This window comes from Stenotrophomonas nematodicola (assembly GCF_009467805.1).
GTDB classification, from domain to species: Bacteria; Pseudomonadota; Gammaproteobacteria; order Xanthomonadales; family Xanthomonadaceae; genus Stenotrophomonas; species Stenotrophomonas nematodicola.
In genome coordinates, this window is sequence record NZ_WIAY01000002.1 from 420,393 (window position 1) to 440,712 (window position 20,320).

Genomic DNA, 20,320 nt, shown 5'->3' on the forward strand with positions numbered 1-20,320 from the left:
AGTCCGCAGATGATGCTGAGCATCCTCGGCTTTGGCATGGTCATTACGTTCATGTATCTGATCATGAGCAAACGACTGTCGCCGCTGGTCGCCCTGATCACCATCCCGATCGTGTTCGCCATCATCGGCGGCTTCGGGGCGGGCATCGACGAGATGATGCTGGAAGGCATCAAGAAGATCGCGCCCACCGGCGTGATGTTGATGTTCGCCATCCTGTACTTCGGGGTGATGATCGATGCCGGGCTGTTCGACCCGCTGGTGCGGGTGATCCTGCGCATGGTCAAGGGCGATCCGATGAAGATCGTGCTGGGCACCGCCGCGCTGGCGATGCTGATCTCGCTGGATGGCGATGGCTCCACCACCTACATGATCACCGTCTCGGCAATGTTGCCGCTGTACCAGCGGCTGGGCATGAACGCGTTGAACATGACCTGCGTGACCATCCTCGCCGGTGGCGTGATGAACCTGACCCCGTGGGGCGGCCCTACCGCGCGTGCCGCCACCGCGCTGCACGTGGACCCGGCCGATGTGTTCGTGCCGCTGATCCCGGCGATGGTGCTGGCGTGCGCGTCGGTGCTGCTGCTGGCCTGGTATCTGGGCCTGAAGGAGCGCCGCCGGCTCGGCGTGGTCAGCCTGCCTACGGGCGGCTCGTGGATGGACGCCAGCGTTTCCGACGATGGCGCCCTGCCCACTCTGGACGACGCCGAAGACACCAAGCGCCCCAAACTGCTGTGGGTGAATCTGGGGCTGACCCTGGCGCTGATGACCGCGCTGGTGCTGGGCGTGCTGCCGATGCCGGTACTGTTCATGGTCGGCTTCGCCATCGCGCTGGTGATCAACTACCCGAACCTGGCCGAGCAGCGCCGCCGCGTGGTCAACCATGCCGGCAACGTGCTGTCGGTGGTGTCGCTGATCTTCGCCGCCGGCATCTTCACCGGCATCCTCAACAACACCGGCATGGTCGAAGCGATGTCGCACAGCTTCCTGGCGGTCATCCCGGATGCCTGGGGTCCGTACCTGGCGGTGATCACCGCGCTGGCATCGATGCCGTTCACCTTCTTCATGTCCAACGACGCGTTCTATTTCGGCGTGCTGCCGATCCTTTCCGAGGCCGCCGGCAACTACGGCATCACCCCGGTGGAAATGGCGCGCGCCTCGCTCGCCGGCCAGCCGGTGCACCTGCTCAGTCCGCTGGTGCCGTCCACCTATCTGCTGGTGGGCCTGGCCAAGGTCGAGTTCGCCGACCACCAGAAGTTCACGCTCAAGTGGGCCGTGATGGTCTCGCTGGTGCTGATGGCCGGCAGCCTGCTGTGCGCCCTCTACCCCTTCGCCGCCTGACCCTCATCCAGGAGATTCGCCATGACCCTTCGCATCGCGTACGTGACCAGTGGCATGGGCAGCGTCGGCACCGCCATCTGCCAGAAGCTTGCCCGCAACGGCCACACCGTGGTGGCCGGCTGCGCCCCGAACTCGCCTCGCAAGTCGGCCTGGCTGCGCGAGCAGCGTGAGCTGGGCTTTGATTTCATCGCCTCCGAGGGCGACGCCACCGACTGGGCGTCGACCGTGGCCGCCTTCGCCAAGGTCAAGGCCGAAGTCGGCGAGATCGATGTTCTGGTCAACAACGCCGGCGGCAGCCGCGACGTCCTGTTCCGGCAGATGACCCAGGACGACTGGAACGCGGTGATGGGCTCCAACCTGCACGCGCTGTTCAACATCACCAAGCAGGTGATCGACGGCATGAGCACGCGGGGCTGGGGACGCATCGTCAACATCGGCTCGGTGAGCGCGCACAAGGGCCAGATCGGCCAGGTCAACTTCGCTACCGCCAAGGCCGCCATGCATGGCTTCAGCCGCGCGCTGGCCAACGAAGTGGCTACCCGCGGCGTCACCGTCAACACCATTTCGCCGGGCTACATCGCCAGCCAGGCCATCAGCAGCTTCCCGCCGGACGTGCTGGACCGGCTGGCGGCGTCCGTGCCGATCCGCCGCCTCGGCAAGCCGGAGGAAGTGGCCAGCCTGTGCGCTTGGCTGGCCTCGGATGACGCGGCGTATGTGACCGGCGCCGACTATGCCGTCAACGGCGGCCTGCACATGTTCTGAGTCCGCACGAACGTCACCGTGGGCGGCACGGTGACGTTGGTTGTCCCTGCGGCAGTGCATCACGCGGAATGATGCAAACCGCTGACGCTGACACGTGCGTTTCCCATCGGTGTTGATCGCACACACCTATCGGAATCTACGCCATCTTTTGAATCTCCCCTGCGTATCGACGCTATTGCCTCTGTCGGCGGCGGCGGTACGTTCATAGACTCGTTGCACGGCCTTCAACGGCGTAACAACGAGTCACCGATGTCGCAATGGAACGCACCGTCCGCGCAGTGGACGTCCCTGCATCGTCTGATTGATCTGCACTGGGGCACCGCAGGCGCACCGCTCCCTCTGCTCGCACAACGCATCGATTTCCGCGATGCGCTCAATACCGATTTCTCCCTCACCGTGCACGGCCTTGTGCCTGGTCCCGAGAGCGACATCAGCGCACTGCCCGGTCGGGTGGTGGGTGTGGGCGTCACCACGGCGGGTGGCGGACGGCGTTGGCTCAACGGCATCATCCATGCCGTCCGCCGCACCGGCATGCACGCGGGCCACACCCGCATGGTGCTGCAGATCGGCTCGGCGCTGGCGCTGCTCCAGCAACGTCGCGCCTGCCGGATCTTCCAGGACCTGAGCGTACCGGAGATCGTGACCACGCTGCTGGATGAGCATCGGCAGCGCAACGCCTGCCTGGCGACCGCCTTCGACTGCGTACAGCACCTGCTGCGGTCGCATCCGGTGCGTTCGTACTGCGTGCAGTTCAACGAGAGCGACCACGCCTTCATCGACCGGCTGCTGGCCGAGGAAGGCATCAGCTATCGCTTCCGGTTCGACATCGCAGACGGCCAGCCGCGCCACGTACTGTGCCTGACCGACACCCCCCTGTTCGACCCGGACCGCACCGTCGCCCTGCCCTACCGGGCCGGTCGCCACGATGACGACCGCGACACCCTGCAGCACTGGCAGGCCTGCCAGCGCCTGGCACCTGCCGCCGTGGCCCTGTCCAGCTACGACTATGCCCGCGCACAACCGCTGCACGGCAGTGACGACAACGCACAGCCGCTCCATGATCCGGCGCGCACCGCCACAGCTGGTCTGGAAGACCATCGTGCCGAGACGCTGTACTACGCCGGCAGCTCGCAGGAACTGGCGCGCTACAGCCAGTTGCGCATGCAGGCGCGCGAACTGCGCTCGCGCACCTGGCGTGGTGAAGGTGGACTGCGCGGCCTGGCCACCGGCGACGCAGTGGTCATCGAGGGCCATCCCGCGCATGCGACCCTGGACGTGAACGCGCGCAGCTTCCTGGTCAGCGGCGTGCACCTGCAGGCCTGCAACAACCTTCCCGCACGGGTGGAGGTTGATTCAGATGCATCGCCCGACGACCGTCTGCAGCCCGGCCAGTGCCGCACCCGCTTCCGGGCGCTGCCGCACGACCAGCCGCTGGTGCCCGAGTATGCCGACCGCCTGCACCGCCCGACGGCCAACGGGCCGCAGAGCGCCACCGTGGTGGGCCCGCCGGGCGAGACCGTGCATACCGATCCGCTCGGCCGCATCCGCATCCGCTTCCATTGGCAGCGGGCCGAGGATCGCGCCGATGGCGATGACGCCGATCTGGCGCATGCCTCCACCTGGATACGGGTCGCCCTACCGAGCGCGGGCGACGGGTTCGGCCACCAGTTCCTGCCGCGCATCGGCCAGGAAGTGCTGGTGGACTTTCTCCACGGCGACATGGACCGCCCGGTGGTCGTCGGCGTGCTGCACAACGGCCGGCATGCGCCGCCGCGGTTCTCCGGTGCCGGCCAGCTGCCGGGCAACCGTGCGCTGTCGGGTATCCAGTCGCGCGAGCATGGCGGCAACGCCCATGCCGAGCTCGTGTTCGACGACAGCCCTGGTGAGGTCGGTGCGCATCTGCGCGCCAGCCCGCATGACAGCGCGCTGCACCTGGGCCAGCTCACCACACCGCGCCGGGACGGCCAGGCGCAGCCGCGCGGCAGCGGTGCCGAACTGCGCACGGATGCCGCGCTGGCCCTGCGTTCGGCGCACGGCCTGCTGCTGAGCAGCCACGGCCGCACGCAGGCGCGCGGCCATCAGCTGGACCAGCAGGAGCTGCTGGGGCTGCTGGACGAGTGCCGCCAGGTGTTCGCGCAGCTGGCCACCCTGGCCACTGAACAGCAGGCCGGCACCGCCAGCGCAACGCCGCAGCACGCCCTCGCAGAAGCGCTGAAGGCGTGGACCGGCGAGGGAGACGGCGGCCACGCCCCGGTTGTTGCCGTGTCCGCCGCTGCCGGGCTGGTCACCGCCACGCCGGCATCGCAGCTGCATGTCAGCCGTGGCCAGCACGATGTCGTGGCCGGCACCCATCTGCAGCAGACCAGTGGCGAACGCATGCACCTGCAGGCCGGCCAGGGCCTGTCCCTGTATGCCGGCGACGGTGGCATCAGCGCTGTCGCCAACGCCGGCCCATTGCAGCTGCAGTCACGCGGCGACCAGATCCAGGCGCACGCATTGCAGGGCATGCAGCTCAGCGCCGAGAACGGTGAGATCGTCATTGCCGCGCCAGTCATCCGCCTGGTCGCCGCCGACGGCAGCTTCCTGCGCATCGGCGGCGGCGTCACCGGCGGCAGCGATGGGGCCATCCGCCTCCAAGGTGCCCGTCATGACTGGGACGGACCGCGGACCGAGCAATGGTCGCGCGCCCTGCCCCAGGCAACGCCCCCGATCTGCCTGCCTTGCCTGGCCCAGGCCGCACTGCTCGGCACCTACCGCGTCAACCTGACGGAGGCCGCATGAACCCGTTGCCCCCGGCCTGCCACGCGCTGGTCGTGAATCCCTCCCTGCACGCGTACGTCCTGATCGACGGCGCGGTGCAGCGCGGTCTTGCCGGGCGGCTGGCACGGGGCGCGCCGCAGGCCATCGCCCTGTTCGCCGACCTGTCGGCCGATGCACAGTCGATGGGCCCGTGGCTGTTGCCTGCCAGGGACGCCGGCGCGCACGGGATCGACGGCAGTGCGCCGGGCGTGAACTGGCTGGCCAGCGAGGCTGCCGCAGACGCGATTGCCGAGCACCTGTGCTACTGGATGCGTGATGGGGATCGCAGTGGCCTGCATTACACGCGGCTGGGCGACGGACGCGTGCTGCGGGCGGCGATGGACGTGTGGACGCCCGACCAGCGCGCAGCGTTCTGCGCCCCGTGGCGCGGCTGGTGGCTGGCCGACCGCGACGGCCGTGCGATGGCGTTGGACCTGCCTGCCGCATCGCCGCCACGGGCACCCGCCGTTGCCGGCCGCCCCGGCTGGAGCGTCACGCAGCATCACGCGATGCGGCAGCACGGCCTGGCCGACGCGCTGATCCAGCCGCTGAAAGGCGTGATCCGCCTCGCCCCAACCCTGCGCGGCCGGGAAGCCCGCCACGTGCTCGCCGCGCACACCCTGGCGCTGGCCGTCGCGCAGGGCTATACCGACGCAACCGACCAGAGCAGTTGGATCGCCTGGGCGCTACAGCGCGGCCATTGCTCCGGCGGGATCGCCGCACACCCGGTGCACGCGCAGGGACTGCGCGGAGCAGCGCTGTGGGAGGCGTTGACCGGCGACGCGGACGCCGCTGGCCCTCCGTCGCCGGATGGCGCTGGCCATGCTGCGGCAGCGACACCTGCCGAGGAGGCTCGCGATGACGCATGACGCCGGTCCGGATAGGCCGGGTGGAGCCGGGAACGGCAATCTGCGCGCGCTGCTGTGGTTCGTCGTCGACGGCGTGGTGACCGTGCTGTTCACTGCTGCGCTGTGGCAGGCAAGCTATGCGGAGGGGGACGACGGCATGGGACCATCCTGGTTCGTGGTGGTCATGCCCCCGATGCTGCTGCTCTTCGTCAATGGCTTCCGACGCGTCGTTTGCAACTACCATCGCATGACGTTCCAGGGCGTTCCCCTGGTCCAGTGCGTCGTTGCCCTCTGGGTCGCTGTGATGTTCTACCTGCTCGCCTGGAGTGTCGACTCGACGGGTTGGGGCGCCACGATCGTCCCCATTTTTGTCTATGTCGCTGCCTACCCGCTGGCGGTATGCACAGGCCTTCTCTATGCGTTGCTTGACGCACTGCTGCGGCGCGCCGTCAGGATGACACCCGTGATCGCTGTCGAGGCATCTGACGATCCACATGCCTCGGTAGCGCAGCGCGTATCGTCATCTATGACAGCCGGTCCATCCTTCCAGCGGTACTCGCTGACCCGACGCGCGAGACGTCGGGATTCGATCCAGCATATTCCCGCACAGCAGGAGACCGATCTGCACGCGCACGCGTCCGGGGAACCCGGTTCGTCGGCGGAGAAAACAACCAGTGCGAGCCAGTCAAACGGCCGTGGCGCATCCCTTCAAGGCTACCTCTGGACAGGTGCCGTACTGCTCCTTATCGCTGCAACTGCGATGTACGACCGTCCCAGTACCGTTGCTGTAGACGACAAGGTCGCATCAAGGCGGTTCAGCACCAGCCTGACATCGATGGACTACGAGCCCACGGACACCTTCGTGCAACCGGTGTATGTGGACGGGGGTGGGGGCGATAGCGCGGGCACCGGGGGCAGCACGGTACTGAGTGCCTTTGCCTTGCCGGTTCGCTGGCACCCGGGGCTGACCGTGCGGGTCAAGTGGCGGCGGTGCAACGCGTTCTATGCAGACAGGCCTCAGACAGAGGAACAGGCGTGCCGTTGGGTGGAGAAGGACGTTCCCGTCCATCCCTATACCGACGTCGGATCAACAATCGTCCACCTGTTTGCCGACGACCAGGTACTGGTGATTCCGGGGATGCTCGGTCCGCGTCACGAGGACTACCCCGGAGCTCCCCCCCCTTACAAGAACTTCTACAAAAAACGAGGTATTGGCCACGATGAGTGAATTCGCGTCGCGCACAGGGTCCCGATTCGCAATGCATCCTCTCAAGGCGGGTTTCTCGATGCCACTCACAGGATTGATCCGTGCAAAGCAATCAAGCAAAAGCCGACACAGGGGTGGCACCGGACCATGACCAACGAACCAAAGGCCGACAGCGAAAGTGCCTCCGCTGACGATGACCTGCGCACGTCCCAGCGCGCCCGCATCGGGTTTGGCGTCCTGCTTTTCGTCGTTACGGTAGTTGTACTGTCCAGCCGTGATCGACCCGCTGCTCTAGACGGCAAACACACGTCAGCACGATTCGTCACCAGCCTGACCGCGATGGACTACGAGCCCACAGACACCTTCGTGCAGCCGGTGTATGTCGACGGGGGTGGCGGCGATAGCGCGGGCACCGGTGGCAGCACGGTACTGAGTGCCCTCAGCCTGCCGGTGCGCTGGCACCCGGGGCTCACCGTACGTGTCAAGTGGCGCCGCTGCAAGGCTTTTTACGCGGACAACCCTCAGACAGAGGAACAGGCGTGCCGTTGGGTGGAGAAGGACGTACCCGTTCATCCCTATACCGACGTCAGCTCAACGAACGTTCACCTGTTTGCCGACGACCAGGTTCTGGTGATTCCCGCAATCATGAGTCCGCGCCACGAGGACTATGCAGGCGCTCCGCATCCTTACAAGAACTTCTACAAAAAACGAGGTATTGGCCACGATGAATGAGTTCGCCTGGCTTCCAGGATGCGCGCCTGCGACGCGCCTTTTCAATCCCTGCGCTTCTGGCGCGGGAAAGACTGGCGCGTCCTGTTCGCTCCCTGTTCGATTCTCGATCTTCTTCGACGGAACACGGAATCACAGCACGGAAGACCGTCCCTCTGGCTCTCACAGCAACGTTGCAAGGCTCTACGACGCATGCACGGAGCAGGTTGAGATCGGGGAGTTTCGCCTTTACATACAGGGCGTCGGAACGCCCTTCCCGGAAATTGGCGAACACGAGCCACACGAACATGGCGCGCGGGACGGCGAGTATGGCGATCGACGCTTGCGGTATGCATTCATGTTCATGGCCAACAAGATTTCCGAACTGCTTTGCGGCAAGCGTGTGGTTTCAGACAACGCAGATGCCATCATCAAGGCCGTTGAGAGCGACCATCAGATCAGACGCGTGCGCCGAACGCTTGACGAGGTGCTGGCCAACCCGAAAGCAGCTGCCCCCGTGATCTCGACGATCACGCTGGACCTGTTCGGCTTTTCGCGCGGCGCCACTGCAGCACGCGCGTTCCTCAACCACCTGATCGAGTGGGCGGGAGAGTATAGACCACAGGTCTGCGGCATCCCGTTGAGGGTACGCTTCATGGGGCTGTTCGATACGGTGGCATCGGTCGAGATTGCTGATTCCATGCCGCGCACAGGGGACGGCCATCTGTCATGGGCGAGTCCACGGTACATGGTAATTCCTTCATTTGTAGAGCAGTGCGTCCATATGGTTGCCGGGCATGAGGCACGCAACTCGTTCCCACTGACGAGTATTTCCGCTTCACGCGAGCAAGCTCCGCATCGTCTGGAAATCATCTACCCCGGTGTGCATGCCGACGTTGGCGGCGGCTACGGACCACATTCCCAAGGCAAGGGTACCCTGGAGGGCGGGCAGCGTATCCGCCAGCAACAGGGCGACCTTCTGTCGCAGGTCTCCCTCAATGATATGTATGCACGTGCCCGAGCCGCTGCAGTACCCCTCAGGCCGCTCACTGAACTCTACCAGACCAAAGTCGGCCCATTCTTCGCCATATCACCGGAGTTGCAGCGCAGCTACGACGCTTATCAGAAGACGCTTGAGCAGCACCGCGCCGGCGCCCCGCTGCTTCGCCTACTACACGCGCACTATCTCGCCTACCTGGGCTGGCGGCGACAAGTTCTGCCGCGCGAGACATTCATCGCACAGCCATTCATGACCCACTGCAAGCAGACACAGACGCAGGACCACATCAATCTCGACCAGGCAAATGCCGAATTGATGGTCTATCTCGCTGTGTTCAACGATCCGGCGCAGCGTGCCCGAGTGCATGGCAGGCGCGCGCTTGGCTTACCTGGCTTTGTTCACCGTGAGCACGCCTGCATGGAGATGTACGACCGCTACTGGGGAGCGTCTCCAGAGCCCGGCGACGCCTTGCGAAACATTCTCATGCAGTACGTCCATGACTCGCGTGCTGGCTTCGTACTGACAGACCCGCAATGCGAGCGTGACTACAGGAACATGCATGCCCACCTCGAAGCCTGTGACGCGCAGTATCGAGAGAGCCTTCGTATACATGCTGTGGACACCAAGGACCGACAAGAGGCATATCAGCGCGCTGTGGAGGCCCATACGCACTTTGTTCCCACCGGCTGGCGGGAAACCCGGCCGCCCATGCCAAAACCCCCTCTCGTCCGCGCGATCCCCGAAGATCCACTCAATGCGGAAGACCGCAAGGCGCTTGCCACTTTTCGGGCCGGCAGGACGCCCATTTTCACCGATGCCAAACCCGCGTCAGCAATGGATGGCAAGGAGAATGTGCTGGATTACATTGCCAAGGTCTCCCGCCGCGAAGTGCGCTGGAGTTATCTACGCCGGCGTCAGGTATTCCGACCATACGTCACCACTACCGGGCATCCACGGATCGGCATCAGGACAGTGGACCCCTCTGAACGCCTCCGCTACGAGGACGGTCTCACATGATCCCGCACGCGTTCCTGCGACCGGCCTTCTTCCTGCTGTGGGCACTCTGGTCGCTGCTGATGGGCTGGTACGCCGTCGATGATGACCAACTCGCTTCGCCTGCACAGGCCGTGGGCCCGTGGCTCGCGGGCAGCATCGCGCTGGGCGCGCTGTTCCTGCTGGTGGCCGCGCTGATCAAGGTGCTTCAGGAGATGCGCGCCGGCGCGCGCGGCATCACACCGCTGCGCGCTGCGGGTTCGCCGGTGCTGCCCCTGCCCGCCACGGGCGCGGCGGCTGCGCCCACCGCCCCGGTGCTTCAGATCCGCGCGTGCTACGCGCGCCTTGCGCGGCAGGCACCCGACGCTCTTGTGGCCCTGCTGGACAACCCGCAGGCCACCCGCCCGGTACTGGCTGCGCACGCCGAGGACCCGGCGGCGCGTCTGGCCGAGCGCGGCATGGCGATGCAGGTGCAGTTGGCGCAGGGAATGGAGATGCTGGTCGCCGCCCTGCCCGATGCCGCGCCGGTGGCGATGTTCACGCTGGCCCCCACGCTCACCCGCCACAGCCGTTACGCCGCAATGGAGTGGCCGGGCTTGATGGCCAGCCAGTCCGACGCGCCCGGCGCGCTGCTGCTGCGCGAGCTGGACCTCAACGGCCCGTCGCTGGCGCCGGTGCTGCAGGCGCTGTTCGCCCGCTTCACGGCGTCGCCACGGTTGTGCAGTGCCGTGCTGCTGAGCCTGGAGGGCCGGCTGATCCGAGGGCGGTACCAGCGCCCCTGGGATGACGAGCCCGAGGATCCGGTGGACGAGAGCATGGTGCTGATGTGGATCACCCGCACCGGGGTACCCGACGCGATACGGCGCGAGGCGGTGGAGGCGGACACCCCGGCGGCGCAGCATGCGCGGCAGCCGTACGCGTGGTTCCGCGAAGAACTGGCCGCTTACACGGCGCTGGCCCCGCACGAGCCCGAAGCGCAGGTGCACGCCGCGGCGTTCATCACATCGCTGTTGCCGGTACTCCGCGAAGAGGGGACCGCGCAGGCCCAGCGACTGGGCGACGATGCGTGGTATCCGGTGCCGTGGACCCGACAGCAGATCACCCTTCAGGAGGCCGCGCCCGTGCTGGGCACGCTGTATCCGCCCCGCTGTGTTGCCCTGCGCGGTGATGATGGCGAGGCGTTGTCGCCGCGCGCGCAGGAGGCCGCCATTTCCGAGGCGTGGCAGACGCTGCACATCGCGCTGCCCGAGGCCGCCCGCCCGCGCTGCGTCTGGTACGACAGCCGTGCCGATGTCGATGCGGCCATCGCGCTACGCATGGCATTGCGCGTGCTCGCGGATCCGCTCGATCTGGACGATCCACGCGTGGGCATCGACCTGGCCACGCGCGTGGGTGCATTGGGCGGTGGCAGCGGTGCCGCCGCCCTGGCGTTGGCGCTGGCCAGCGGCAAGGCCGGTACCGCCGTCATCGTCGACGATGACGGCCGTCTGCTGCTGCAGCCCATCGTGCCCGCGCCGCAGCCCGATGCCACGGACACCGCGTCCGCCCTGTCCCGCCAGCCCGATCTGGAGCACCCATGACCGCTCGCCTCGCCCTGCCCCTCCTGCTGTTCTCGGTGGCCGCACTGACAGCCTGCCAGGAACGCTACGCACTGACGAACGGGTGGGAGACCTGGCCCACCACGCCCGAACCGCCGCAGCCACTGCTGGGCACGGTGTGGAAGCTGCATGACCTGCCCGCCACCGCCGACAAGGCGGCGACCGTGGTGCCGCCGGATTCGCACGTGGGCTTCATCATTCTCGAAGCCGACGGCCGGCACCTCACCGGCTATGCCGGCTGCCAGCCGATGACCGCGCTGTACCGCCAGCAGGGCACGCGGTTGACGGTGGAGGGGCTGGCACGCATCGGCTCGCGCTGCCACAAAGAGCGGTTCGATGACATCGGCGACCGCTTCGCCGCTGCGCTGAGCGGGGCCACCGGCTACCGGATGGCCGAGGACGACGCCCTGCTGCACATCCTGCACGGGGACACGGTGACCGCGACACTGATCTATCGCACGCCGCCCAAGCACTCCTGGTGACACAGGCGATGGCGAGCATGAGGCCTCCTGTCTGCCTGGGGGATCCCACCAGCGGCGGCGGCGAAGTGGTGCAGTGCCAGGGCAGCGGCCGCATCGACGGCGCGACGATCGCAGTGATGGGCGACCTGGCCACCTGCATGCTGCACCCGGGCCGGCATGCCTTCGTGGAAGGCTGCGCGCGGGTGCGGCTGAACGGGGCGCCGGTGGTGCGCGACGGTGACCGGCTCGCCTGCGGCTGCCGCGGTGTGGCCCGCCATGCGCGGCACGTGCGGGCCTGAACGCAGCAGGGCCGCACGGCGGGATGCCGTGCGGCCCTGGGGTGCCCGCCGCCTTCGCGAGGTGGCGGCGGCTATCGTGGTGGCGCGGCGGTCAGAACTCGGCGCCGAGGGTCAGGAACACCTGGCGCGGCGCGCTGGCGTGGATCGCGTAGCGGGTGCCGTTCGGGTCGGCCGGGGCGAACGAACTGAGCTGCCCGGCGTAGCGCTTGTTGGTCAGGTTGGTCGCGTTGAGCGAGACCTTGACGTCGCGCAGGCCCATGCCCGGACCGAACGAATAGCCCATGCCGGCATCGAAGGTGGTTACGCCCGGCACCGACTGGTCGTTGGTGTAGGTGTAGTAGCGCTTGCCGGTGTACTTGGCGCGCAGGCTGGCGAAGAAGCCGTCGCGGTTCCAGCTGATCTCACTGGACGCCATGCGTTGCGGGGTATCGACGGTGATCTTGCCGGCCACCGGTACGATCGCGCCACCGGAGGTGTAGTTGTCTTCGTAGGTGGTCTTGTTCCAGGAGAGGGCGTTGTACCACTGCAGGCCATCGACCGGCTTGAGGATGAAGGTCAGCTCGGCGCCACGGCTCTTGACCGACCCGACGTTGATGAAGCGCGTGATGCACTCCGGACGCGTGCCCACTTCGATGCTGGTGCACGGGTTGAGCGAGAGCAGACGGTTGTCGAACATCACGTGGTAGGCGGCGATGGAGGCCTGGTACTTCTCGCCGAAGGTGCGGAAGCCGGCTTCCAGGGTCTTGGACTTCTCCGGATCCAGCCCGGCGCTGGCCGCGAAGGACTCCGGCGATACCTGCAGCGGGCCGCCGCTGCCACCGCCGACGAAGGCGGCGATGTTCTCCGAGTAGGACGCGAACAGCTCCTGGTTGGGCGTGAGCTTGAAGCCGATGCCGGCCTGCGGCAGCACCGATTCCTTGGCGGTCAGCGTACCGGAGGCATAGCTGGCCTCGGTGCCGGGCTTCGCATTGGCGGTCATGCGCGTGTTCGGGCTCTTGACGCCCACGTCCACGGTCAGGCGGTTGTCCAGGAAGCGCATGCGGTCCTGCACGTAGAACTGGCGCGTGCGGATGTCGAAATCCTGGTCGAACAGGCGACGGTCGGGATGGTTGAGGTAGCCGTCATCCAGGAACGGGCCGGTGATGTAGTAGAAGTTGCGCTCGACGTTGTGGTCGTTGCGTTCGTACCACAGGCCGGCTTCCAGTTCGTGCAGACCCCACTGCCAGCTCAGCGCGGCGGTGATGCCCTGGCGGTTGATGGTGTAGTTGGTGCTGCGGATGGAGATCGGCAGCGCCTGCGGTGTGCCCGGGTTGGACGGCTGGCCCGGTGCCCACCAGTGGCCCTGGCCACGGTTCTCATGGTGGTAGCCGAGCAGCTTCAGACGGGCTGTGTCTCCCAGCGCCAGGTCCGCATCAAGCGAGTAGAGATTGTCATCGCGCAGCGCACGGCTCTGGTAGTACGCGTCGTCGATGCTGTTGACGCCGCCGCTGAAGGCGCATTTCTGCGCGTTGTAGGTACCCGGCGCGCAGTACGCTGCGGCCACCGCGCGGTCCCAGTCCGGTGCGTAGATGTTCCAGTCCCAGCCCAGGCCGCGCGCGAGCATGCTCTTGGACAGGTAGGCGTAGTTGGCCTGGCTCGCCCGCGACGTGGCGACGAAGGCGCCGAAGCGGTTGTCGCCGACATTCCACACCGCCTTGGCATTGAACTGGCGGGTGGTCTGGTTCTGGTTCGGCTCGGCCCACATGTCCGCATCCTGGTGGACGCCGGACACGTAGGCGGAGAAGCCGTTGATGTCGCCGGTATCCACGCGCAGGTAGCCGCGTCGCTGGTTGTCGTCGCCGACCGTCACGCTGGCGCGGCCGCCGAATTCGGTGGACGGGTCCTGCGAGAAGTACTGGATGGTGCCGCCCAGGTTGCTGGTGGAGGCCACGCCCAGCGAGCCGATGCCCTGCGACAGCTCGGCACCGGCCAGGTTCTCGGCAATGAGCGCACGGGCGATGCTCAGGCCGTTGTAGTTGCCGTAGCTGTTGTCGCCCAGCGGAATGCCATCCAGCGTGTAGCCCAGGCGGCTCTTGTCGAAGCCGCGCAGGCTGATCGTCTGCGATTCCTCGTTGGCGCCGAAGGCATCGTTGGACTGCACGGATACGCCGGGCAGGCGGTCGAGGATCTTCTGGCCGCTGGTGCCCGGCGGCAGCACTTCCTTGTCGACGGCGGTGATGCGCTGCACCTGGCGGGTTTCGCCCTGGCCGATCACCGACACGGTGTCGAGGGTCTGCGCGCTGAGCGCAACGTTGGCGTCGGTGTTGGCGTCTACATCGGCGGCGTGGGCATTGGCAGCGCACAGCGCGATCGCAACCGCGATCGTCAGGGGTCGGGTAAGCATGGTGATCCGTAGCATGTGGGATGGTGACCTGCGCAGTGCAGGTGCGCGACCATCATGCGAGCGGAAGATGAAAGCATTCTTACGCGGCGCACCTCGGTTGACGACGTGCGACGAAATCCGGGAAATCGTGGCACGCGCTATTCGGTTGCCAATTGATCCATGCGGATGCGGTTGGCGAACAGCGAGAAAGCCAGCATGCCCGCCAGTCCGTTGGCGCGGCTGACCCAGTGCGGCAGCCAGCGCGGCGGGCGCAGGATGCCCTCTTCGAACAACGGCGCGAACGCGATGGCGTCGGTGAGCGACATCTTGCCGGCGAACAGCCAGCGGCACACCTGCAGGCGGTCTTCGGCCAGCATGTGGCGGAAGAAGGTATGCACCGACACCAGCCCGCGCAGGTACACGGTGTCCTTGGTGAAGGCCGCACCGCCGCTGGGCGGCACGCCGCGGAACACGCGCTGGGCCGAGGCGAAGCTCTCTTCGCTGTTCTGCCCGGCGTCGCAGAAGTAGCGGAATACCTGGATGAAATCGGCGCCCTCGCGCGCCATCGCGATCGCCTCGGTGCGCAGGCTGATGCGTTTGAGCCGTTCGATGTCGATGCTGCCGGTGATCTGCTCGGCGAACGTGGCCAGGCCTTCCTGGGTGGCGGTGACGCGCGGCGACGACAGCGCCAGACTGGGCAGGTGCGGTTGTTCGCGGCCGTTGAGCGCGGTGAGCGAGTGCACCAGGGCTTCGTGGTGGAACAGCTGTGCGCGGTCGTAGGCACTGAAGCGCGCACTGGTGCGCAGGCGGATGCGGGTGGGGCCGGCGGCCGCCTTGGAAATCAGCTCCGGATCGAGCTGCACGGTGATGATGCGCGATTCGAAGAAGGCATCCAGGTCGCTCTGCAGCTGCAGTTGCAGCGCGGTGGCCGAGACCGGCACCTGTTCTTCCGGGGCGAGCAGTTCGTGGTCCAGTTCCTGGGCGATCTGGATGAAGTGGCGGGCTGCCTCGCGGGTGCTGGGGCCGCGACCGGGCAGCGGCTGCTCGGGCGCGCCGAACAGTTCGACGGAGTAGCGGTCGACGCCTGCGGTTCCCAGTGACTCGAGCAGACCGGCGGCCTGGTCCCAGCTGTGCGCCGAGCGCTGCACGTACAGACCGATGGGGTGGCTGGGATCGCACTGGGCGCTGATCGCGGCGAGCGCGCGTCGAGTGTCGCCGAAATCCAGGCGGGGGTAGTCCACCTGCGGCAGCACCGGCTGCCCACGTGCCACGCTGGCCAGGAACGGCGCCTGCAGCGCCGCCGGCCAACTGGTCAGGCCGAGCAGCTTGATGCCGGCCACGGCCTCCACCAGCTGCGCGTCGAGCGCCGTGTGGTGGGCCACATCACGATCCACGGTCATGGGGGTGTCCATGAGGCGGACATTAGCAGGGTCCGGAACGGGGGGGGCCGGTTGGCTGGTCACGTGGAGCCGGCTGTCGCGCGCAGCGCGGGGGGTCGGTGGCCGCACGGAAAGCAGCCGACTGGAAGTCGGCTCTACGAGGATGCGACGCGCGGGGACTTTGTAGAGCCGGCTTCCAGCCGGCTGTCGCGCGCAGCGCGGGGGTTCGGTGGCCGCACGGAAAGCAGCCGACTGGAAGTCGGCTCTACGAGGATGCGACGCGCGGGGCCCTTGTAGAGCCGGCTTCCAGCCGGCTGTCGCGCGCAGCGCGGGGGGGCGGTGGCCGCACGGAAAGCAGCCGACTGGAAGTCGGCTCTACGGGATGCAACGCGCGGGGCCCTTGTAGAGCCGGCTTCCAGCCGGCTGACGCGCGCAGCGCGGGGGGGCGGTGGCCGCACGGAAAGCAGCCGACTGGAAGTCGGCTCTACGGGATGCAACGCGCGGGGCCTTTGTAGAGCCGGCTTCCAGCCGGCTGTCGCGCGCAGCGCGGGGGGTCGGTGGCCGCACGGAAAGCAGCCGACTGGAAGTCGGCTCTACGAGGATGCGACGCGCGGGGCCTTTGTAGAGCCGGCTTCCAGCCGGCTGTCGCGCGCAGCGCGGGGGGTTCGGTGGCCGCACGGAAAGCAGCCGACTGGAAGTCGGCTCTACGGGATGCAACGCGCGGGGCCCTTGTAGAGCCGGCTTCCAGCCGGCTGACGCGCGCAGCGCGGGGGGTTCGATGGCCGCACGGAAAGCAGCCGACTGGAAGTCGGCTCTACCGCTTCCTGCCGGGGGGGCGCCACTGCGCGCCCTTGCCGACGTGCTTGCGCTCGATCGCCTGCTGGGCCTGGCGTACGGCCAGCTTGGCGGCGGCAGCGGCGACTTCGTCCTTCAGTTTGAAGTAGTTGAGCAGGCGCTCTTCGTCCAGGTCACCCGCGTCGATGGCAGCACGCACGGCACACCCTGGTTCGCGCTGGTGCGCGCAATCGCGGAAGCGGCACTGTGCGGCCAGGGCTTCCACGTCGGCGAAACCGCTTTCGCTGAGTGCTTCTTCGCCGGTCGGCTTGAGCTCGCGCATGCCGGGGGTGTCGATCAGGCAGGCGCCGGCCGGCAGCGGGATGAGCGCGCGGTGGGTGGTGGTGTGGCGGCCGCGCGAATCGTTGACGCGCACATCGGCGGTCTTCATCCGCTCCTCGCCCAGCAGCGTGTTGGTCAGGGTGGACTTGCCGGCTCCCGAAGAACCCACCAGCACCACGGTGCGGCCCGCGCCAAGCCACGGCAGCAGCGCCGCCGCACTGGCCGGGTCCTTGCCGTTGATCGCCAGCAGCGGAATGTCCTGCGCCGCCAGTTCCTCCAGCACGGCCAGCGCATCGTCGCTGTACTCGGTCTGGTCGGCCTTGGTCAGCACCACCACCGGCTGCGCACCGCCACCGCCGACGAGCAGCAGATAGCGCTCGATCCGGCGTGGATTGAAGTCCGCGTCCAGGCCGCAGACGATGAAGACCGTATCGATGTTGGCGGCGATCACCTGCTGGTGGTAATGCTCGCCCGCCGCACCGCGCTTGATCGCAGTACGGCGCGGCAGCAGGGCGACGATCCTGATGCCCTCCAGCAGCACCCAGTCGCCGACGGCGGCACGCTCGTGGCTGGGGAAGCGTGGGCGCTGCCACTCGGCCGGAGATTCGGTGCGGATCGCCGCATCAGGCGCATCGGCAACGACGTAGCCGGTGCGGTGCTGCTCGATCACCCGGCCCGGGCGGGCCTGCGGATGCTGGTCGAACAGGGCCTGCCAGGCGGGCAGCTCGGGGGCGCCGGCCCAGGGCCAGCCCATCGTCTGCAGGGCGCGGTAATCGGTGGTGTGGGTCATCGGGCCCATTCTAGAGGGTGCGGCCCGCCGCCGTCGCCGCCGTGGCCCCGGGCGGCGCCGGCATGGCCGTCGCATGGGCCGGCAACTGCCTGCCAGCATTGGAAAACCGGCCCTGGAACGCCCGCCCTGCAACGCAACATTTCCGCTACCATGCGATTTCCAAGCCCGAACGACGGCCCAGTCATGTCCACACCTCCGCTGAAGCCGCTCGCCACCCGCGAGCGCCTGTCCGAAGTCCGCTACGAGATCCGGGGCGAACTGGCGCGGCGAGCGCGGGAGCTGGAGGCACAGGGCCGCAGGCTGATCAAGCTCAACATCGGCAACCCCGGCAACTTCGGTTTCCGCGCGCCCGAGCACCTGCAGCGGGCCATTGCCGACGACATGGGCCGTACCGATCCCTACACCCACCAGCAGGGGCTGCCCGAAGCCCGCGAGGCCATCGCCGCCGCGTACGCCCGGCGGGGCGCGCCCGATGCGCATCCGGACCGGGTGTTCGTCGGCAACGGGGTCAGCGAGCTGATCGACCTGTCGCTGCGCGCCCTGCTCAATCCCGGCGATGAAGTGCTGGTGCCCTCGCCCGACTACCCGCTGTGGTCGGCGGCCACCATCCTCAACGACGGCCGCCCGGTGTACTACCGCTGCGCGCCGGAGAACGGCTTCCAGCCGGACCCGGTGGAGATCGAATCGCTGGTGTCCTCGCGCACCCGCGCGATCGTGCTGATCAACCCCAACAATCCCAGCGGTGCCAGCTACTCCAAAGCGCTGCTGGAACGTATCGTGGCCATCGCGGCCAAACACAACCTGCTGCTGATGGTCGATGAGATCTACGACCAGATCCTGTACGACGGCGCCGAGTTCCACGCGGTGGCGCCGCTGGCCGGCGAGCATCCGTGCATCACCTTCAGTGGCCTGAGCAAGGTGCACCGCGCCTGCGGCTGGCGGGTGGGCTGGGCGATGCTGTCCGGCGCCGCCGAGCGGCTGGGCGAGTTCCGCGCGGCGATGGACCTGCTCAGTGCGCTGCGCCTGTGCGCCAATGTTCCCGGCCAGTACGCGATCGACGCGGCGGTCAACGGGCCGGACACCATCTCGGCGCTGTGCGCGCCGGGCGGCCGCCTGTATGAAACCCGCCGCGCGGTGATCGAGGCCTGCCACGCCAGCGAGCACCTGTCGCTGGTGGCCCCGGCCGGGGCGCTGTACGCCTTCCCGGCGGTGGTCGGGCCGGCCGCGCGCAGCTTCGACGACCACGATTTCGCATTGGAACTGATGAACGAGGAAGGCGTGCTGGTGGTGCCGGGCTCCAGCTTCAACGTGCCCTACCGCCACCACTTCCGCGTGACCCTGCTGCCCGAGCCGGAGGTCATGCGTGACGTCTTTGGCCGCATCGACCGTGCACTGGCGCGCCGCGCAGAGGCCAACACCAAAGTGGTGCCCCTCAAGCCACGCAGCGCGGTGGCCTGACACATGGCGATGCGTTACCTGGCGCTGGGCGATTCCTACACGATCGGCGAAGACGTTGCGGCCAGCGGCCGCTGGCCGGTACAGCTGGCCGCCGCACTGCGCGACAGCGGCATCGCGCTGGACGACCCACACATCATCGCCACCACCGGCTGGACCACCGACGAGCTTGATGCCGGCATCGATGCCGACGCGCCGCAGGGGCCGTTCGACCTGGTGAGCCTGCTGATCGGGGTCAACGACCAGTACCGCGGGCGCAGCGTGGACGACTATCGCCCGCGCTTCACCGCGCTGCTGGAGCGCGCGCTGGGCTTTGCCGGCGGCCGCCCGTCACGTGTGCTGGTGTTGTCGATCCCGGACTGGGGGGTGACCCCGTATGCCGTCGCATCCGGCCGCGACCGCGTGCAGATCGGGCAGGAACTGGACGCCTACAACACGGCGGCGGCGGCGATCTGCGCCGGGCATGGGGTGACCTTCATCGACATCACCGACCTCAGCCGCGACTTCGGTGGCGAAGCGGTGATGCTGGCCGCCGATGGCCTGCACCCGTCGGCGGCGATGTACGCGCTCTGGCACCAGCGTGCCTACCCGGTCGCACGGGTGCAGCTGGCCGACGAGGGCACCCACTGAGCACGGACGCCGCGCCACTGGCCAGGGAACAGGCCCGCCACATTGCCACCACCGCCCTGCCCGCCCCGCGCGCCGGCACCCGACCCGGGCGCTGCGCCTGCCGTCCGCCGAGCCCGGTCGTGGCCGCCAGCTGGCCGCTCGGCGCGCGCGCGCGCATACTCGCGCCCCTGACCTGTCCCGGCACGGAGCCGCCATGACCTCGCCTTCCCGGCATTCCGCGCTGGGCATCGTGGCGTTCATCACCAGCCTTTGCGGGGTGGCGTTGTTCTCCATCGCCCTTGGGCTGGGCTATCTGTTCGTGCAACGCCATGCCGAGGTCGAAGGGCTGGCGCTGGCACCCACGCTGGGCGTGCTGGGGCTGATCAGCATCGGCCTGAACGGCCTGGCTGGCCTGCTGGGCGTGGGCAGCGTGCTGCAGCACCGGCGCCGCCGCCTGTTCGGGGTGCTGGCGCTGATCCTCTCGCTGGCGGTGCTGTGCGTCTACCTCACGCTGGGCGTCTGGACCCACCACCGGTGGCAGCAACGCCCCCCGCCCGCCGTGCCGGCCGCGCATGTTCCGGCACTGCCCACCTGAT

Annotated in this window: 16 protein-coding genes; 13 read left to right on the forward strand and 3 right to left on the reverse strand. The window is 67.8% G+C overall.

Annotated elements, in window-relative coordinates:
• The first annotated feature begins 12 nt into the window (after window positions 1-12).
• The 10 genes from GDJ08_RS09365 (at window position 13) to GDJ08_RS09410 (ending at window position 12,013) form a co-directional block, all read left to right on the forward strand.
• Window positions 13-1,338, forward strand: coding sequence for a CitMHS family transporter (locus tag GDJ08_RS09365; protein ID WP_026070985.1), 1,326 nt, complete (start codon window positions 13-15; stop codon window positions 1,336-1,338).
• 21 nt (window positions 1,339-1,359) lie between these two features.
• Complete coding sequence (phbB, locus tag GDJ08_RS09370; RefSeq protein ID WP_017357352.1) at window positions 1,360-2,100, forward strand: acetoacetyl-CoA reductase; 741 nt, start codon at window positions 1,360-1,362, stop codon at window positions 2,098-2,100.
• A 249-nt stretch (window positions 2,101-2,349) separates the two neighbouring features.
• On the forward strand, window positions 2,350-4,881 hold the full coding sequence (locus GDJ08_RS09375) for a type VI secretion system Vgr family protein (protein WP_153164750.1): 2,532 nt from the start codon (window positions 2,350-2,352) through the stop codon (window positions 4,879-4,881).
• Window positions 4,878-5,768 (forward strand): DUF4123 domain-containing protein, encoded by an 891-nt coding sequence (locus tag GDJ08_RS09380; RefSeq protein WP_165699782.1) that lies wholly within the window; start codon window positions 4,878-4,880, stop codon window positions 5,766-5,768. The genes GDJ08_RS09375 and GDJ08_RS09380 overlap by 4 nt, the downstream gene beginning before the upstream one ends.
• A complete protein-coding gene (locus GDJ08_RS09385; RefSeq protein ID WP_165699783.1) occupies window positions 5,758-6,975 on the forward strand; it encodes a DUF3304 domain-containing protein in 1,218 nt (405 codons plus the stop codon). Before GDJ08_RS09380 ends, GDJ08_RS09385 begins: the two co-directional genes overlap by 11 nt.
• Before the next feature lie 126 nt (window positions 6,976-7,101).
• On the forward strand, window positions 7,102-7,686 hold the full coding sequence (locus GDJ08_RS09390; RefSeq protein WP_153164753.1) for a DUF3304 domain-containing protein: 585 nt from the start codon (window positions 7,102-7,104) through the stop codon (window positions 7,684-7,686).
• Window positions 7,679-9,679, forward strand: a complete 2,001-nt coding sequence (locus GDJ08_RS09395) for a T6SS phospholipase effector Tle1-like catalytic domain-containing protein (protein WP_165699784.1) — start codon at window positions 7,679-7,681, stop codon at window positions 9,677-9,679. Before GDJ08_RS09390 ends, GDJ08_RS09395 begins: the two co-directional genes overlap by 8 nt.
• A complete protein-coding gene (locus tag GDJ08_RS09400) occupies window positions 9,676-11,235 on the forward strand; it encodes a DUF2875 family protein (protein WP_153164754.1) in 1,560 nt (519 codons plus the stop codon). The genes GDJ08_RS09395 and GDJ08_RS09400 overlap by 4 nt, the downstream gene beginning before the upstream one ends.
• The gene (locus GDJ08_RS09405; RefSeq protein ID WP_153164755.1) at window positions 11,232-11,735 is read left to right on the forward strand and encodes an META domain-containing protein; all 504 of its coding nucleotides are present in this window, start codon (window positions 11,232-11,234) and stop codon (window positions 11,733-11,735) included. The genes GDJ08_RS09400 and GDJ08_RS09405 overlap by 4 nt, the downstream gene beginning before the upstream one ends.
• Window positions 11,736-11,752: 17 nt before the next feature.
• Window positions 11,753-12,013, forward strand: a complete 261-nt coding sequence (locus tag GDJ08_RS09410; RefSeq protein ID WP_136007175.1) for a PAAR domain-containing protein — start codon at window positions 11,753-11,755, stop codon at window positions 12,011-12,013.
• Between the two features lie 91 nt (window positions 12,014-12,104).
• On the opposite strand, the gene GDJ08_RS09415 is transcribed toward GDJ08_RS09410, so the two are convergent.
• The 3 genes from GDJ08_RS09415 to rsgA form a co-directional block, all read right to left on the reverse strand.
• A complete protein-coding gene (locus GDJ08_RS09415; RefSeq protein WP_136007177.1) occupies window positions 12,105-14,396 on the reverse strand; it encodes a TonB-dependent receptor in 2,292 nt (763 codons plus the stop codon).
• Between the two features lie 137 nt (window positions 14,397-14,533).
• Window positions 14,534-15,775 carry a flavohemoglobin expression-modulating QEGLA motif protein gene (locus GDJ08_RS09420; RefSeq protein WP_136007179.1) on the reverse strand — a complete coding sequence of 414 codons (1,242 nt, stop codon included), beginning with the start codon at window positions 15,773-15,775 and terminating at the stop codon, window positions 14,534-14,536.
• Window positions 15,776-16,568: 793 nt separating this feature from the next.
• Complete coding sequence (rsgA, locus tag GDJ08_RS09425; protein WP_017356955.1) at window positions 16,569-17,660, reverse strand: ribosome small subunit-dependent GTPase A; 1,092 nt, start codon at window positions 17,658-17,660, stop codon at window positions 16,569-16,571.
• 183 nt (window positions 17,661-17,843) lie between these two features.
• On the opposite strand from rsgA, the gene GDJ08_RS09430 reads away from it, so the two are divergent.
• The 3 genes from GDJ08_RS09430 (at window position 17,844) to GDJ08_RS09440 (ending at window position 20,319) form a co-directional block, all read left to right on the forward strand.
• Window positions 17,844-19,118, forward strand: a complete 1,275-nt coding sequence (locus tag GDJ08_RS09430; protein ID WP_017356954.1) for a pyridoxal phosphate-dependent aminotransferase — start codon at window positions 17,844-17,846, stop codon at window positions 19,116-19,118.
• A gap of 3 nt (window positions 19,119-19,121) precedes the next feature.
• The gene (locus GDJ08_RS09435) at window positions 19,122-19,745 is read left to right on the forward strand and encodes an SGNH/GDSL hydrolase family protein (RefSeq protein ID WP_136005015.1); all 624 of its coding nucleotides are present in this window, start codon (window positions 19,122-19,124) and stop codon (window positions 19,743-19,745) included.
• 193 nt (window positions 19,746-19,938) lie between these two features.
• On the forward strand, window positions 19,939-20,319 hold the full coding sequence (locus GDJ08_RS09440; protein ID WP_136005017.1) for a hypothetical protein: 381 nt from the start codon (window positions 19,939-19,941) through the stop codon (window positions 20,317-20,319).
• Window position 20,320: the final 1 nt, after the last annotated feature.

Bases quoted from the DNA above. Each gene is read 5' to 3' on its own strand.
- GDJ08_RS09405 (WP_153164755.1), top strand. From the start codon at position 11,232: ATGACCGCTCGCCTCGCCCTGCCCCTCCTGCTGTTCTCGGTGGCCGCA.
- GDJ08_RS09435 (WP_136005015.1), top strand. From the start codon at position 19,122: ATGGCGATGCGTTACCTGGCGCTGGGCGATTCCTACACGATCGGCGAA.
- GDJ08_RS09420 (WP_136007179.1), bottom strand. From the start codon at position 15,775: ATGACCGTGGATCGTGATGTGGCCCACCACACGGCGCTCGACGCGCAG.
- phbB (WP_017357352.1), top strand. From the start codon at position 1,360: ATGACCCTTCGCATCGCGTACGTGACCAGTGGCATGGGCAGCGTCGGC.
- rsgA (WP_017356955.1), bottom strand. From the start codon at position 17,660: ATGACCCACACCACCGATTACCGCGCCCTGCAGACGATGGGCTGGCCC.
- GDJ08_RS09375 (WP_153164750.1), top strand. From the start codon at position 2,350: ATGTCGCAATGGAACGCACCGTCCGCGCAGTGGACGTCCCTGCATCGT.
- GDJ08_RS09390 (WP_153164753.1), top strand. From the start codon at position 7,102: ATGACCAACGAACCAAAGGCCGACAGCGAAAGTGCCTCCGCTGACGAT.
- GDJ08_RS09430 (WP_017356954.1), top strand. From the start codon at position 17,844: ATGTCCACACCTCCGCTGAAGCCGCTCGCCACCCGCGAGCGCCTGTCC.
- GDJ08_RS09415 (WP_136007177.1), bottom strand. From the start codon at position 14,396: ATGCTTACCCGACCCCTGACGATCGCGGTTGCGATCGCGCTGTGCGCT.
- GDJ08_RS09365 (WP_026070985.1), top strand. From the start codon at position 13: ATGCTGAGCATCCTCGGCTTTGGCATGGTCATTACGTTCATGTATCTG.
- GDJ08_RS09440 (WP_136005017.1), top strand. From the start codon at position 19,939: ATGACCTCGCCTTCCCGGCATTCCGCGCTGGGCATCGTGGCGTTCATC.
- GDJ08_RS09410 (WP_136007175.1), top strand. From the start codon at position 11,753: ATGAGGCCTCCTGTCTGCCTGGGGGATCCCACCAGCGGCGGCGGCGAA.
- GDJ08_RS09385 (WP_165699783.1), top strand. From the start codon at position 5,758: ATGACGCATGACGCCGGTCCGGATAGGCCGGGTGGAGCCGGGAACGGC.
- GDJ08_RS09400 (WP_153164754.1), top strand. From the start codon at position 9,676: ATGATCCCGCACGCGTTCCTGCGACCGGCCTTCTTCCTGCTGTGGGCA.
- GDJ08_RS09380 (WP_165699782.1), top strand. From the start codon at position 4,878: ATGAACCCGTTGCCCCCGGCCTGCCACGCGCTGGTCGTGAATCCCTCC.
- GDJ08_RS09395 (WP_165699784.1), top strand. From the start codon at position 7,679: ATGAATGAGTTCGCCTGGCTTCCAGGATGCGCGCCTGCGACGCGCCTT.